This window comes from Tannerella forsythia (assembly GCF_001006485.1).
In the GTDB taxonomy this organism is placed as follows: domain Bacteria; phylum Bacteroidota; class Bacteroidia; order Bacteroidales; family Tannerellaceae; genus Tannerella; species Tannerella forsythia.
Map to the genome: position 1 here is coordinate 166,866 of NZ_JUET01000076.1, position 15,718 is coordinate 182,583.

General features: G+C 52.4%; 9 protein-coding genes and 1 other RNA gene. 8 read left to right on the forward strand and 2 right to left on the reverse strand.

The genetic code is table 11. The features are described from left to right. Nucleotides 1–38: 38 nt before the first annotated feature. A complete protein-coding gene (locus Tanf_RS07200) occupies nt 39–2,108 on the reverse strand; it encodes a prolyl oligopeptidase family serine peptidase (protein ID WP_140230634.1) in 2,070 nt (689 codons plus the stop codon). Nucleotides 2,109–2,314: 206 nt separating this feature from the next. Here Tanf_RS07200 and ssrA point away from each other — a divergent pair. Beyond that, nucleotides 2,315–2,714, forward strand: a transfer-messenger RNA (tmRNA) gene (gene ssrA, locus Tanf_RS14275). Between the two features lie 9 nt (nt 2,715–2,723). On the opposite strand, the gene Tanf_RS07205 is transcribed toward ssrA, so the two are convergent. Continuing rightward, a complete protein-coding gene (locus tag Tanf_RS07205) occupies nt 2,724–5,687 on the reverse strand; it encodes a response regulator (protein ID WP_236684400.1) in 2,964 nt (987 codons plus the stop codon). Nucleotides 5,688–6,093: 406 nt separating this feature from the next. Here Tanf_RS07205 and Tanf_RS07210 point away from each other — a divergent pair, with 406 nt between their 5' ends. The 7 genes from Tanf_RS07210 (at nt 6,094) to Tanf_RS07230 (ending at nt 15,699) form a co-directional block, all read left to right on the forward strand. Further along, a complete protein-coding gene (locus tag Tanf_RS07210) occupies nt 6,094–6,360 on the forward strand; it encodes a hypothetical protein (protein WP_014225972.1) in 267 nt (88 codons plus the stop codon). 116 nt (nt 6,361–6,476) lie between these two features. Then, complete coding sequence (locus Tanf_RS15085) at nt 6,477–6,614, forward strand: hypothetical protein (RefSeq protein WP_161794947.1); 138 nt, start codon at nt 6,477–6,479, stop codon at nt 6,612–6,614. Nucleotides 6,615–6,643: 29 nt separating this feature from the next. Continuing rightward, nucleotides 6,644–6,787 (forward strand): hypothetical protein, encoded by a 144-nt coding sequence (locus tag Tanf_RS15090; protein WP_161794948.1) that lies wholly within the window; start codon nt 6,644–6,646, stop codon nt 6,785–6,787. Nucleotides 6,788–6,909: 122 nt separating this feature from the next. After that, a complete protein-coding gene (locus tag Tanf_RS07215; protein ID WP_046472695.1) occupies nt 6,910–8,382 on the forward strand; it encodes a hypothetical protein in 1,473 nt (490 codons plus the stop codon). A gap of 775 nt (nt 8,383–9,157) precedes the next feature. Beyond that, a complete protein-coding gene (locus Tanf_RS15525; protein WP_306766690.1) occupies nt 9,158–10,564 on the forward strand; it encodes a fibronectin type III domain-containing protein in 1,407 nt (468 codons plus the stop codon). A gap of 292 nt (nt 10,565–10,856) precedes the next feature. Next, complete coding sequence (locus Tanf_RS07225; protein WP_046825387.1) at nt 10,857–12,032, forward strand: Ig-like domain-containing protein; 1,176 nt, start codon at nt 10,857–10,859, stop codon at nt 12,030–12,032. A gap of 52 nt (nt 12,033–12,084) precedes the next feature. Then, nucleotides 12,085–15,699, forward strand: coding sequence for an Ig-like domain-containing protein (locus Tanf_RS07230; RefSeq protein ID WP_046825388.1), 3,615 nt, complete (start codon nt 12,085–12,087; stop codon nt 15,697–15,699). Nucleotides 15,700–15,718: the final 19 nt, after the last annotated feature.

A 15,718-nucleotide genomic window follows, 5' to 3' on the forward strand; every position in this document is an offset into this window, starting at 1 on the left:
CCTGCGGCCCTTACAGACCATGAATCGATTTTGTTGGTTTAGAGTCCCAACTGATTCATGATAAACTCGAATGTAAAGGTCCAGTTCTTAATACTCTGTTCCGTACTTTGACCGCTTCCGTGTCCGCTTTCGTAGTCGATGTGGAGGATAACCGGGTTGACTTGTCCGGGATTGTTTTGCACAGCCGCAACGAACTTTTTGGCATGCAGCGGATCAACGCGACTGTCGTTCGCACCGGTGGTAACAAGCATTGTCGGGAGGCTTACCCCCGCTTTGATGTTATGATAAGGAGAGTAGGGGAGAATCCATCCGAATTGTTCGGGATCGTCAGACGATCCGTACTCCGGAATCCAGTATCGTGCGATCAGGAACTTATGATAACGAAGCATATCCAATAACGGCACTTGGCAAACAATCGCCTTGTAGAGATCGGGGCGCTGCGTGGCGATGGCACCCATCAACAGCCCGCCGTTACTGCCGCCCATAGCAACCACTTTCTGCGGATTGGTATATTTCTCCTTGATCAGCCACTCTACGCAACTGTTGAAATCGTCGAATGTATTTTGCTTTTTGCCCAGCATCCCGTTCCGATGCCACGCTTCGCCGTATTCGTCGCCTCCGCGGATACCGGCACGTACCACCACAATGCCTTTTTCCAGCAACGGAGCATAGAAGCCTTGATATCCCGGCTCAATACCCGAATTGAAGCCGCCGTATCCGTTAATCAGCACCGGATTGTTACCATTCAGTTCGAGACCCTTTTTGTGGATCACAAATGCCGGAATCTTCGTACCGTCTTTCGAGGGATAGAATACGATTTTCCCTTCGATGCCGCTCATATCGATCGGCAGTTCACGCTGATAGTAGAGTCTCCATTTGAAGTCGGAGGGTGAAGCCACGAAGGTCTTCGGAGTCGATGTAAACGTATTCAAGCTGATGTAAAGAGAGTCTTCTTCCCGGTTATAACTCATCCCGCCGACGTTTCCCACTTCGGGGAGTTCGATTTCGCGCAACCGTTTTCCGTCGAGATCGTAGAGCGTAAGACGACTCATAATGTCTTTTTTATCCTGTATGATGATGTTGTTTTTCATAACGGCATAGCTTTGCATCACCGTTTCCGATTCGGGAACCAGCACTTTCCAGTCTTTGTATTCGGGATTTGAAACATCGGCCGTCATCAGACGGAAATTCGGCGCTTTGTCGTTCGTCAGGATATAGAGCTTATCGCCAATTGCTTCGGGATATGCGTTGAACTCTTTGCTTTCGTAGATCAGCTGTCCGGGCTCGTTCGTCCCCGTCTTGCGCATATACACTTTGTTGGAGTAGAAATCGCCTTCGCCGAAGAATGTTACATCGCCGTAACGGTTGTCGTAGATAAAATAATTGTTCTGTGCATCGGAGGTTGTGCCGATAAACTGTGCTTTTGTTATCGGGTCGCCTGCTTTCCATCGGTACGTTTTAAGCGGACGCTGCGCATCGATATCTTCTTTCGAACGAAGCGTGAAATAAGCATGTTGCTGATCTTTTGTCCACTGAAATCCGAAGATGTTTTCGATCGGTTTGTGCAGTATCTTACCCGTTCGCGTATCAATAATGTAAGTCGTCGAAATCTCCGCGCCGCTCTTCTGTACACTGATGGCCGCACGGTTGCCGTCATACGTGTAACTCGTACCCGAGGTCGAGGTCTTTCCCGACGGGTCTAATTTGACCGGGTCCCAGATCAATACTTTCTTCCCGTTGATCAGGGTATAGATTTTGGATTGCATGTCTCCCTTTCTCTTAACGTTTTGGAAGACGCGGTTGCCAATCTTGTTCAAGGGCCCTTCATAATCCATGTCGATATACGAGGCGATGGCTTCGCGCAGTCCGGGATGCTCCTGCTGGGTCTGTTTGAGGTATTCGATACCGTAATCGTGCTGCGCTTTAGTCCATGCAACGACTTTAGGATCTTCCTTATCTTCGAGCCAGCGGAACGGATCGGTGATCACCACGTTATGCAACGTATCTTTTACGGGTTTTTGAAGAGTCACCGGGGGGCGAAACGCTACTTGAGCGTAAGAGGTCACTGTCATGGTCAAAGTAAGTGGAAACATGAAAAAATTCTTCATCTGCAATTGTATTTTTGAATAAGTTTGTTTTTATGTGCAAACATAGATAAAAAAGCTGAGATTAAATATGGAAAAGAAGATAAATCTCGGACGCGGTTTTTCTTTTTCGGAGAAAATGATGTACCTTTGCATTTGCTAAACGATCCGAAGTGTCGGATATGGTTAAATCATAGAGGTGATTTTCAAATCATTTACTTTTTATAGAAGGGGCTGACCGGTTTTGACAGCGGGCAGAAGTGGTTTGTAAGCATGCAGTGCGTCGTTGGCCGGCACTTTAATCTCGGTTGATCCAATTTTAACTGGCGAAAATAACTACGCTCTCGCTGCTTAATCGAAGCACAGTAGATTGAAGCTTAATCCTTACACAAGGTGTTTGGACGAGACATCACCCGGAAGCCGTGGCTTCGAGGCAATCCGAACCGGTGGTGCAGAAATGTCGGAGATAGCTTGACGGATGTCCCGTACGGCAAGTGAAAATTCAGGGAATAAGGTTGCGGTGGGTGGCTTCGGTCTTGCCGCAGCACGAAAATGAAGGCGAAGATAAGCATGTAGAAAGCAAATTAGTTCCTCGTTTGGACGAGAGTTCGAATCTCTCCAGCTCCACATTTCGGGCGATCAGTCCTCCCGTCGTCTGTACTCTGTGGGGGTTACGCCACACACATTCTTAAATGCCCGCACGAAATTGGGATAGGCATCAAAGCCGCATAAGTCTGCCACTTCCATAAAACGGATCGTAGGATCCTTGTCTAACAGGTTGCGAGCTTTTCTGATTTTGAGTCGCTGGATATAGACTGATGGCGCATAGCCTGTCAAGGCGTTGATCTTGCGGTAGAACTGCCGGGGACTCATGCACATGGTTGAGGCGACGGTTAATACATCGGTGGCTTGGTTCCGGCTGAGTTGCCTGTAAATGAAATCCGACACTTTGGCGAGGAAGCGTAAATCCGCTTCTTGAGGCATATCGAGGTCCTGCTTCTCATTCTCTTTGATTTCCATCGATATTTTTGCGAACTTTTCCTGCAGGAGTCGGCGTCCTTCTAACAACTTCTCCACCCTCGTGCGCAGTTCGTCGCTGTTGAACGGCTTGGCAAGATAGGCATCCGCTCCGGCTTCTATGCCCTCGATCCGCTCCTTTTCCGTAATCTTGGCCGTGACTACGATAATGGGGATATGGTTTACAATCTCATTGCCGCGAATCTGTCGGCATACTTCCAAGCCGTCCATGCCCGGCATCATCAGGTCGGTGATGATCAGGTCGGGGACAAGTGTGAGGGCTTTCTCCAACCCTGCGCCGCCGTCGGTGGCGTAAGAGAGGGTGTAGCGGTCGGCAAATTGTGAGCCGATGTAGGCGGCCACGTCGGCATTATCTTCGATGATAAGCAGGTGGCAGGCATTGTCTTCGCTGTCGCTGTCTTGAGGATCGGGCGTGACTTCGGGAAGCAACGGCCAGTTCGGTTCCGTAGCGGTAGTGATCGGCTGTAGGCCACGATGGCGGATAGGCATGCTGATATGGAAGGTGGTGCCCCGGCCGAGCGTGCTCTCCACCGTGATCCGTCCTTCCACGGCATCCACGATTTGCTTAACGAGTGCCAGACCCACTCCCGTGCCGATGTTGCACGCCTCACTCCCGGCCTGATAGAAGGGTTTGAAGATGTTCGAGAACTCCTCTCGCCCGATACCCCGGCCTGTATCCGAGACATCGATAAACAGCAGGTCACCCTCGCGCCACGTGAGCACGTTCACCTTGCCATAGGCCGGCGTGAACTTGAAGGCGTTAGAAAGCAGGTTGTTCATCATCTTGATCACATAATCAGGCACAAAGTCCATCTCCACCTCGCCTTTCGAGAAGAATTGCAGGTTGATGTTGCGGCTGAGGGCATAGTCGCGATAGCTCTCTATGATCATAGAGAGATAAGCTGTGATGTCGCCCGTGCGCCAGTCGGTGTTGCCCACGGCCGACTTGATCTTGGAGATGTCTAAGAGCTGGTTGATGAGGGTCAGCAGATTATTGCCTTGCCGCTCGATGGTACGGGCCTTGTCTGCGGTCTCCTCCGGATCGTCAATCGGTGTTTGCAACTCGTGGCTGAGCCCGAGGATGACCGTGAGCGGTGTGCGGAATTCGTGGGTGATGTTCGTAAAAAAATCTTCGCGCAGCTGGCTGACCTGTTTGAGGAGTCGGTGATTTCGGCGGCGTACCCGACCCATGTAGATGATGACGGCCATGACGAGCAGTAGCACGGCGACGAGGGCGATGCCAGCGATCAGGATGACGCGTTTTTCCGTGCGCTCGCGAGCCTGTTGCAGAGCCAGCTCTTCCGTCTTATACCTCACGTTGTAGTGGCTCACGTTCTGCTCCATGTCGTGGCGATAGATAGAGTCTTTCAGCTCGGCATAGCGCAGGAGGTGACGGCTGGCCTCGGTGGGGTTATTGCCTTTTAAGGCCTCGTAGAGTCCTATGCGCGAGCGGCTTTCGTTGTACATGTCTTTGCGTGCGGCAAACTTGTCGACTGCCTGTCTGAAGTAGTGAGCGGCTTCGTCGTGTGCCCCGCGGCGGTTGAGCAGCTCACCCATCTGGTTGCGGCAGATGGAGAGCGACAACTCGTTGCCGACCTCGTCTAAGATGGGGATGGCGTGTAGGAGGGAGCGCTCCGCTTCGGCGTCCAGCCCGAGATCCATCTGTGCCGTGGCCATCTGCGAGAGGCGTATGCCCACCTTGGCCGTGTTGCCCCGCGCCTCGTCGATCTCGCAGGCCCGACGAGCATAGTCTAACGCCTGCTGCGCCTTCCCCATGACATGATAAATTTCCGAGGCCATGCCGTATTGGATGGCCATGCGGTTTGAGTCGCCCGCTGCGGTGCTGTATCGGATGGCCTCTAAGATGTACCGTTCACCGTCGTCGAGCTGTTTGGCCACGAGGCAGATGCCCGCCAGCGTATTGAGCGAGCTGCTGGTGCGGCTCAAATCGCCATGCCTGCGACTGCTTTCAAGGCTCTTTTGCGCGTACTTGATGGCCTGCGCATAATCCGACATGCGGAAGTGAAACAACCCCACTAACCGTTCGCAGTCGCTTTGCAGCATCAGGTCACCGGCTCGATAAGTAAGTGGCAAGGCACGTGTGGCACAGCGCAGTCCCTCGTTATAATCCTGTACTTCATAGAAATATTCACCGGCCCAGTACCATACGAGCATCTCGAGGCTATCTGCGGGCATGCCGGGCGTGGCGTGGAGCAGGCTGTCGGTCATCTCTTCGCGATAGAGCAGGTCGAAGATGGGTTGGGCGGCGGCCATGCGACGCTTGCCGTGTTGGTGATCGAAATCATCCAACAGCCGGTTCATCTCGTGTCCGGGTTCCGAAGTGTCAACCCGCGCGGCGGAATCCGCATGTCCGGCATGGCTGCTGTGGGCGATGCGGTCGGACGGACGTTTCGTGCGGCCGTCGCCGCACGAAACAAGCATGGAAAAGATCGAAATAAGCGCCCATATCACGCTTAAAGTCAATCCACCGCCACAGATATTCCAATGCTTGCACATAGGCATGGGATATAAACCGACTTTTTCGTCATGGGAATCGTGTTGCATAATTGATGATTTAGGATAGTTCATCGAAATGGGGTTCATTGTTCCTTTTGAAAATTGAAAAGATCGTAAAAAGTTCTATAACCGCCAATAGAATCCGAATAAAATTTTCATAAACATTGAATGCTCCTCCTACGATCGATTCACTGCCCCTCCTGATTTTCTCCGAGAATGGTTGACACGACCTTTTCCCAATGGCTCAAAATATTTATTTGTTAAAATCTGCAAAAATATCACTAATAAATTATTGTACACCAATAGATTATAGCAATAAAATGTCCAATAATGATACGTCTGAAAAATACAGAATGTCCGATATGAATAGGTTTTTGTCTGATTATGATAGTTGGTTTCGTTCCACCCGCCTTTAATTTTGCAAAAAATCAAACGCATAAAAAGTGCAAGCGATATGAAAGAACAAGTAGAAGATAGACGCAGCAAACAGCAGATGCGGAACATGCAATTTTCTGAAGACCGCTTTCAACTGTTCGACACGATACGCACGATTGTCAATGATGAACTTGACCGCCGCGGAGTGGTGAAACAGGAGGGCAACCCTCATCCCGAGAATCCTCCACCTGAAAAGACGGAACATCAGCCGTCCGAGAAAACGTCGCCTTGTCGCACTCTTTGGAAACGCATTGTGAGCCTGTTTACCTTCTGCCTGATAGAATGATTGCTGAGGTGTAGAGCTGATTGCTGCAACAGACCGCTGAACACGGACAACTGAACGCTGAATAACAATTAAATAAATTATTTACTGACTAATTTTAATTTAAAACATTTATCATTATGAAAATGAAAACAAGACATGATTACCCAATCCTTCTCCTCGCTCTAATCGCAGGGCTGATGGGATTCACAACCGGCGCCCCACAGCGAATGGCTACATTTCCGGCTATCGGCTCTGCTGTGGACAAGAGGAAGTAAGTGATACATCCCGATTCTCGAATGGTACGATGAAGCTCAACGTCAATCCGGTAACAAAGGAAGTGGAGGTTCTGCTCGTCAATGGAAAGATAAGAACAATGTCGGAAAATAATGCTGGCGATAGCAAGGAGCATATCTTCAGCATCAGCTATAAAGAGAAAATAACGGAATAAATAAAAACGACCCAATAATAACGCCTTTCGCCTTAATGGAATTACGACAAGGGCACTTACTTAATAATTGTTTTAATATATTTTAAACTATGATCAAAAATAATGATTTAAATTCAACAAGGATGAAACAAAACAGAATCATCACATTGTCAGTAGCCGTGGCGCTGGTATTTGCAATCAGTATACCCGCCGAGGCGCAATTTGGTAACGTTCTCAAAAATGCCAAGAGAAACGTCGAGCGTAAAGTGAAGAACAAAGCCGAGACCTCCGTCGATCGTACGACCGACAAGGCGATGAACAAGGCGGAAAAAAAGGTGATGGAGAAGACTGAGGAAAAGACGGGACTTCCCGTGTCCGAATCCTCGAACAACAACTCAAGCGTCTCCGATAAAGACGGCAGTACGCTTATCTCACTCTACAAGAAAGACTACGAGCCTTCGAAAGAGGCCATCGAAAACGATCCCGACGCATCGAACAACGACGTGTGGAAGCGCTCCACTCGTTCCTTTGCACAGATACACGCAGCCTACGAGCATCTCGACCCGAAGTACTTCCCCCTACAGCCCTACTACAAGTATCCGAAAATGTATGGGCTGGGTGATAATCTCCTCATCGGGCACAATGTACTCAACAAAATGATAGAGGCGGTGCTTAGCCAGAGACCGGGCGACTACGTTTACTTCCCGCCTTTCATCCACGACGATAAGAACGGAGCCGAATTCGTTACTCCGGCAGGCGAGAAGATGGGCATCTACCACGACGATATCTTCCGTTATCCTTTCGCGGCAGCCTTCTTCGCCGACCCCAATAGCGACATTGCTGTGCAGAAACTCGCCGAGTTGCTGGTAATCCTCAGTCCGATCATGAAGTCGGGCGTGGAAATCAAACCCGAGACCTGCAATGACGACAAGGGCATACTCGATGCCAACCTCGGCATCGTGCTGCCGGCAATGGAATACGAAAAACTACGCTTCAAGCGCGAACGTATCATGTTCAACATGGCCCTCAATGTGGTAGACTTCGACCTCATTGCCGACCGCGTCATCGACTGCTTCGAAAATGTGGAGAAGAACGATGAGATATGTCAGAAATACCCTTTGATCCGCGCCAAGTACTATCTGATGGGCACGGAACTCTACACCCAAATTCTTGTCCAGCACAAGGACTGGGACAAGAAGGAAGCCTCCGATCCCAAGGCACGCAAGGCCACGATGCTCTACACGCGCTGGACGGCCGACGGAGTGGTGGGCAAGATAATGGGCGCCGTGCGTGCGGGTAATGTTCCGGCTGTGGCGATGCCCAAGGGTGTGAATGTTTCGGGCGAACTCAAAACCAAGGGCGATGCCGCCGGACGCGAACTGGCCGGGCACCGAGGCGACGAGTTCGTCGAGGTGATCTATCACAGTAATAACTGGCAGGAAGTCAAGGAAAAAGTTTGGCCTTACAAAACCATCAAGTACACCATCAAGGCCGATCTCATTACCAAATCGGGCGGCAAGACGGTGCTCACCCATTGCTATCTCCAGAAGAGCGCCAACGGACAGAAGTATGTCATGGTTGTCGGCAGCGACCCGGAGCGGCACCCTGTGAAGTAGAGGATTGGTTGAACTAACCGCTGACGGCTGTAAAAGCCTTGAAAGGACACGTTACTTCAGCCCAATGTGGAACGAAGCGAAGCGAGTTACCTGATTTTCCGACCTGCAAGCGTCGCGAAGGCGTGTGAAGCGCACGAAGCCTTGACCTTTTGGTTACTTTTGGGTCAAGCCAAAAGTAACAGAAGAAGATTCTCCGCTCACGCTCTGAATGACAAAAGACTGTGTTCCAAACGCAAACGGCGCAAATAACCGCAAATAAAACTTGTGGAACTTGTGGTTAATCTGACCGCTGAATACTGAATAACAATTATATAAATAAAATAAATAAATATTTACTAACTAATTTAAACCATTTAGCATTATGAAAACAAGACATCATTACCCAATTCTTCTCATCGCCCTACTCCTTGGGCTGATGGGATTCGCAGAACACGCACAGGCCGATTATACCTTGGGGCACTACACCCGGGTGGAGGCCGATAACAACACGATCAAGTTGGCATGGACAAAAACCACCGGAAGTCAAGGCACCATGTCGTTACAGTTCCGTTACCGCGTAAGGTGGAGAGAGAGCGGCTACAGCACGTGGAAAGAGAAAACGACTACCGATTTGAATTTCACTATCAACGGGTCTTATAACACGATGTACGAGGTAGAGGTCATCTCTGAAGCCATCTATGGAACTGGCGGCGGATCGTATGGCGTGCGCAAAGTGAGCACTATAGCCGATCCCGAGCTGCCCGGCGAGCTCACCATCACCCCCAAGGAGCTAACCATGGAAGCGAAGGCGAACGGTAAAATTGTGATAATCAGATGTAACAAGCCGTTCAAATTCAAAGGTCTCGATGCGCCGCGTTGGCTAACATACAGCGGGGGCGTCACCGGCTATAAGGATCGCCTAAGACTTTTGGTCCTCGCCTTAGCGAACACCGGCCCCGAACGCAGCGCCACCATCACCTTCAAGACCACTGCGGGCAATGTGACGCTCAAGGTGACGCAGAAGGGAGAGACCCCTGCCGCCGACACCGAGACGCCCAAGCCGGGCCATTTCGTATTAGGCTATCCCAAAGCCATTTCACCGACCGCGATCGAAGTGAAATGGACCCCCGCCAAGGACAACGTCACTGCGCAGGAGAAGCTGCGGTATCGGGTGAAATGTATCAGGCATTCTGATGGGAAGGAGGTAAAAACCAGTCCGGAATTAACCAACCAAACGGAATATACTATCACTGGCATCGAACCCGAAACGGAGTATAGAATACAGATAACGGTGTGGGACGAAGCCAATAACAGTGACGGATACGGCGATCCTATAGTCAAGACCCCGCCTGCCGCCGACACCGAGAAGCCCAAGCCGGGCGGTTACGTGGACGGCTATCCCAAAGCCATCTCACCGACCGAGATCGTAGTGAAATGGAACAAGGCCACAGACAACGTCACGAAGCAAGAGAAGCTGCGGTATCAGGTGAGGTGCGGTTTATTTAAGAAGCTGGTGAAGTCTAGTCCGATCTTAACCGACGAAACGGAGTATACCATCACCGACCTCCCCTATTCCGATATGACGTATGATATATCGGTAAAAGTGTGGGACGAAGCCGACAATGTTACATTCTATAGCGTGAAGGAGGTCAAGCCCCTGGAGAAGGAACCCAAACCCACCGTACAAGTCAGCTCCGTGATGCTGGATCAGCCGAAGGTCACGATCGACGGCGACCGCGAGTCGTTCCGGTTAGAGGCCACCGTGCTGCCCGCCAACGCCACCAACCCGGCGTTGCAATGGTCGAGCAGCAACGAAAGCGTGGCCACCGTAGAGGCCGTCTCGCTGTCCTCGATGCTGAAGTCGGGCACGGTCGAAGGCAGCGCCGTCACGGTACGCATCCATAAGAAAGGCAAGGCTGAGATCACGGCCCAAGCGATGGACGGCAGCGGCAAGACAGCCTCCTGTCAGGTGGAAGTCATCTCCACCGTCGGCAACGAAACGATCGACGGCCTGCGCGTCTACGCAGTCGATGGCGCACTGCACCTCACGCTGCTCGCACCGCAGATGGTACATCTATATGATGTAAGCGGCGCACTCGTCCGCACGATGGATGCCCCTGCCGGCGACCATGTTCTGCCGTTAGCTCCGGGTGTATATCTGGTACGCATCGGTGAGCAGATCGCGAAGGTGCTGATCAAGTAAAGACAGTCTCGCCTTGTGTGGACTGCCCCCCCCTCCGGCACACTTGCCGGAGGGATATAAAGAATATTCATCGCTGACACTCTGAATGAAAGGGAAGGAGAATTACGAATTACGAGAAGAGTAGTCAATGTAGGGGCGGACCTCTGTGTTCGCCTGTCATAACGCCAATATGAATATCCCCCCTGCCCCCCTTTAAAAGGGAGAATGCAGAGCTGATGGCTGACTGATGAGAACCGAACGCTGAATAACAATTAATTAAATATATTATATTCACATTTTAATTCAAATTATCATGGGAAAAAAAGCATTTTATTCAACAATGTTCATTGCGATCTTTGCAATGATCTTCGTGAGAGGAGCCTATGCAGGAATTGGCATCTCTCCCACAACGATGAACCTTAAGGTCGGCGAGACAGCCACCCTCACCATAAAGCCTGATACGCTAACCACCGGTTACGGAATCAAGAGTCTGAATAGGAGTATTGCGACTGTTAATCCGCCCGATGGCGTCGGGACGGCATCGTTCACCGTCACGGCCGTAGCCCCCGGAACAACAAAGATACAAATCCTCAGACTTATATCCGGTTCTTATGTTGTCACCGCCGAGTGCGCCGTCACTGTCACCGAGGCGCAGACCGAGGTGTGGCCCCAAAGCGTCACGCTGAGCCCCGCCCGGATTACCCTCAGGGAGGGTGAAGAGGCCTCCATAGAGGCCGCCGTGCTGCCTGCCAACTACAATCAAGGCACACCGCAATGGAGCGTGGAAAACCAGAACATCGCCTCCGTCACCGGCAGCGGACTCACGGCCACCGTCAAAGGCCTCGCCGTAGGCACCACCACGCTCCACTTCACCATCGGCAATGCTAACGCCAGCTGCGTCATCACCGTCACCAAGGCGCAGACCGAGGTATGGCCTGAAAGCGCCACGCTGAGTCCCGCACGACTGACCCTCAAAGTCGGTGAACAGGCCTCCGTCGACGCTACCGTGCGGCCCGACAATTACAATCAGGGCTCGCTGAAGTGGAGCATCGACGACGAGCGTACGGCCAACGTTACACCCAACGGATTGTCCGCTACCGTCGAAGCGGTAGCCGCAGGCACAACGACCCTCCACTTCACCGTCGGCAAAGTATCAGCCTCGTGCACCGTTACCGTGTCCAAGGCCGAGGAGCCGAAGCCCGACCCTAAGCCAGAACCACTCGAGCCGGACGACTTGGGAGACATCGAAATCATGCCGGGAAGCATTGTGCTCAACGCTGGCGACCGCTGCCAGTTCCGCCTACAGGCAGAGCCCGAAGGCGTCCCGCTGCCCACACTCCAATGGAGCGTCACGGATGGCCCCTCGGTGGTGAAGATCTTACGTGCCGAGGGTGGCAGCTGCTGGATCGATGCCCTTAAACCCGGTGGGGTCACACTGACCGTCACCGCGGGCGACCTCAAAGCCGAAGCACTGATTAGCGTCAAGTAACTGGGCTACGGATACATTTCAATCAATTCCTAACCATTAAAATCAGATAGAGATGAAACGATATATACTATGTATCGCCCTCACCCTGACAGGGCTGATGGGCTTCACAACCGACGCGTGGGCCAAGAAAGCCAAGAGACCAAAACCCCAAGCCTATTTCGTACACGTTGATCCATCAGTCCATGCCGGTGAGGTGTGGAAAGTGAAAATTGACATCCTCGATGCCCAGCCGGGTGAGACGTTCACCTACCACTGGCAGTCGGGCTTCTCGAGTGACAACAAATGGCATCACCTTGAAGACAACGCCGTGTATAGCGGTACACACACCTCGGAGTTTGGGTTTAAGACCAAAGTAGGAGCTACGAAAGGCTGGGCATTACCGTTCCGCTGTAAAATAGTGGGTAGCAAGAGCGGCAAATTCTATTCGAATGAAATCATGATGCCCGATGTTATCCCTTCGGAGAGTGGCGGGAAAGCCAGAGCCTACATCGTACATATCGGCTCGTCGGTCTATGCCGGTGAGGTATGGAAAGTGAAATTAGACATCCTCAATGCCCAGCCGGGTGAGACGTTCACCTACCACTGGCAGTCGGGCTTTCCGCAGGACAATACATGGTATCACCTTGAAGACAACGCCGTGTATAGCGGTACACGCACGCCGGAGTTTGGGTTTAAGACCAAGGTCGGGGCTACGAAAGGCTTTCCAATACCCTTCCGCTGTAAAATAGTGGGCAGCAAGAGCGGCAAATTCTATTCAACTGAGATCATGATGCCCGATCCCATCCCCGATAAAGATCATCCCACGGCAGGGAAATACAAAGAAGACTATCCCAAGTACATAGGCAATGGAGTGATCGAAGTGAAATGGTGGCCCGGCGAAGACAACGCGACCCAACAAAAAGACTTGAGGTACTTGGTTACATGGAGGAAAAAACCGGGTAATACATGGTATGAAAGCAATATCTACGAAAACATCACATCCTATATGATTACGAACGTCGATCCGGATGCGAAGTATGAAGTGTTAGTCATTGTATCAGACAAAACAGGGAACAGAAAATTTTACCCCTATAAAACCGTCAGCACCTTCTCTGCCCCCACGGCAGGTAAATACGTAGCGGGTTATCCCAAAGCCATCAGCCCCTACGGCATCAAGCTGCAATGGGAGCCCGCTACCGATGGAACGACGGTGAAGCCCCTGAAGTATCAGGTGCAGTGGATGAAAGCGTCGGAGAGCTACTGGAGCATGGGATACCGTAGTGAAGAAAAAGCAGGGATGACGAAGTATATCATCGGCGGACTTATGGAAAACACCGAATATCTCATGAGGGTAAGAGTCGTCAACGCGAACGGTGCTGAAGCTTTCTACCGTCACGCTGTCGTTAAGACTCCATCGGTGACATACTTCGAACAGCCGAAGTTTAAAGACAAGCGCATCAGCGTCGTTAGTAAGAGGGATCGCGCGGTCACACTGGAATGGAAGCCCGCCCAAGCCGGCTGGAAACCGAAGTCGGAGCTCCGGTATAAGGTCTTCGAAAAGAACGTGTGGGAGCTGAGGTGGATATTCTTAGGAGAAGTCGTCGGTAAGACGGAATACACCGTGACGGGACTGGTTCCTGATACATATTATCGGATGTTTGCCACAGTCGTCAATGAGGAAGGCCGGTCAACGGATCAGACCAATTATGCGGAGTTCCGTACCGAGAAAAAGCGTGATGAGATTCGACCCACATTTGATGAAGGCGCCCAAGTGACGGTGGACGAAGTGACTGAAACGTCCATCACCCTCTCCTGGCCGCAGGGTAAGGACAATGAAACGAAGAATGAGAAGATGAGATACACGATCATGGTCAATAAGCGGGGATATGCCAATCCGGAAGGGCGCACCTATACGTTTACAGACCTCGAACCGGGATCGACGCATAAGTATTGGGTTTACGCTCTCGATGAAAGAGGCAATAGGAGCAAGCCACTCTTTGTAACCGTCACGACCAAGACGCCTGCTCCCCCCGACCTCTATCCGCCTTCCGTCTCCGAGTCTGGAGCGTTTGGCGCGACCTTCAAGCAGCCCACCTTGCGGTCAGGCAGTGGCTTAAAGCAAGTCTCCGTCACGCCCGCGGAGAACGCGCTGAAGCTCTCGTGGTCAGCCGCCGTTGACGATGTCACCCCCGTGCCCGAGCTGTTCTATGAGGTCTTCGTCAAGAAGTCGGCCGAAGCGGTTTGGCCGGCAAAGCCTTTAGGCACGAACAAGCTGACGCACACCCTGACCGGACTGACGCCCGGCACCGAGTATGACGTCTGCGTCACCGTCTATGACAAGACAGGCAAGCACACCGACTATCCCTGGGTGCTTAAAGCCAAGACGAAGCCGTCCGTCGTCATCCCACACCCCGCATCTGTAGACATCGCGCCCGGTGTGCTCGACCTGCAAGTAAGCGCTTCGGCACGCCTCACGGCCACCGTGCTACCTGAAAATGTAGCCGACAAGAGTGTCACGTGGTCGTCCAACCTTCCGGACATCGCTTTGGTAAACCCTACAACGGGCGAAGTCACAGCCCTCGCCGTCGGTAAAGCTGAGATTACGGCCACGGCCAACGACAAGGCCGGCGGCACGAAGAAGAAGACGATCGGAGTGAACGTCTATGAGGGAGCGATGACGCAGCGGCTCGTCACCGAAGTGCGCATCATGCCGGCCGACTTGACGCTGTATGAAGGCGAAGAGATGGACTACACCGAAGACGTGCAGCCCGCCGAAGCGGACGATAAGGAGCTGACCTGGACAAGCAGCGACCCGACGGTAGCCACCATCGCCGCCGGCGGACACGTGAAGGCCCTGAAAGCAGGCACGACGACGATCACCGCCACGGCCGACGATGGCAGCGGCGCGTACGGGCAAGCTCGCATCACGGTAAGGCCCAAGGCTGAGGCTGCCGAGCGCAAGGCCACGGGCATCGTCGTGGATCAGAAGAAGTGCATACTGAAGGAGAAGGCTACGACCATGCTCACGGCACGCGTGCTGCCGGTAACGGCTGCGGATAAAGGCTTCCGCTGGTCGTCGAGCGATCCGCGGGTGGCGAGCGTCAACAGCGATGGCGTCGTGACGGCTCACCTGCCCGGCGGCACTGCACTGATTCGGGCTACGGCCGACGATGGCGGCTGGACGGACTACTGCGTCATCAAGGTCGAGGGCACCTCCGTGCAGCTGACTCCGAACGTCTTCACGTTAGAGCCGGGCGAGAGCCTCGAGCTCCAAGCAACGACGCAGCCGTGGGATTCGCCCATGACGAAGAGCTTCAGCTCGAATAACCTGAGCGTGGCCGAGGTGGACAAGGACGGCGTGGTGAAAGCCAAAGCCGTGGGCGATGCAACGATCACCGTCACCCTGAGTGGCGGCCAGAAAGCAACCTGCAACATCACCGTCAAGAAAGGCGGCGAAGGCAATGCTAACGAACTGATTGTCGATGACTCGAACTCTCGCGTATGGGCGGCCGACGGCATACTGTATCTCTCGACCGAACAACCGATCGATGTCGAAGTGTTCAGTTTCTCCGGCCTCCTGCTGAAAAAGTTCAAGGCATCCACGGGTACGACTCCCGTCGAACATCTGCCCACGGGCTTGTATGTCGTGCGCGTAGGACAACAGACAACAAAGGTTGTGATTCGATAACCACAGGCTGTGAAGGAAA

What these genes read in the sequence shown, in the direction of transcription:
- Tanf_RS07200 (WP_140230634.1), bottom strand. Translation starts at nt 2,108, where the DNA reads ATGAAGAATTTTTTCATGTTTCCACTTACTTTGACCATGACAGTGACC.
- Tanf_RS07205 (WP_236684400.1), bottom strand. Translation starts at nt 5,687, where the DNA reads ATGCAACACGATTCCCATGACGAAAAAGTCGGTTTATATCCCATGCCT.
- Tanf_RS07210 (WP_014225972.1), top strand. Translation starts at nt 6,094, where the DNA reads ATGAAAGAACAAGTAGAAGATAGACGCAGCAAACAGCAGATGCGGAAC.
- Tanf_RS15085 (WP_161794947.1), top strand. Translation starts at nt 6,477, where the DNA reads ATGAAAATGAAAACAAGACATGATTACCCAATCCTTCTCCTCGCTCTA.
- Tanf_RS15090 (WP_161794948.1), top strand. Translation starts at nt 6,644, where the DNA reads ATGAAGCTCAACGTCAATCCGGTAACAAAGGAAGTGGAGGTTCTGCTC.
- Tanf_RS07215 (WP_046472695.1), top strand. Translation starts at nt 6,910, where the DNA reads ATGAAACAAAACAGAATCATCACATTGTCAGTAGCCGTGGCGCTGGTA.
- Tanf_RS15525 (WP_306766690.1), top strand. Translation starts at nt 9,158, where the DNA reads ATGGAAGCGAAGGCGAACGGTAAAATTGTGATAATCAGATGTAACAAG.
- Tanf_RS07225 (WP_046825387.1), top strand. Translation starts at nt 10,857, where the DNA reads ATGGGAAAAAAAGCATTTTATTCAACAATGTTCATTGCGATCTTTGCA.
- Tanf_RS07230 (WP_046825388.1), top strand. Translation starts at nt 12,085, where the DNA reads ATGAAACGATATATACTATGTATCGCCCTCACCCTGACAGGGCTGATG.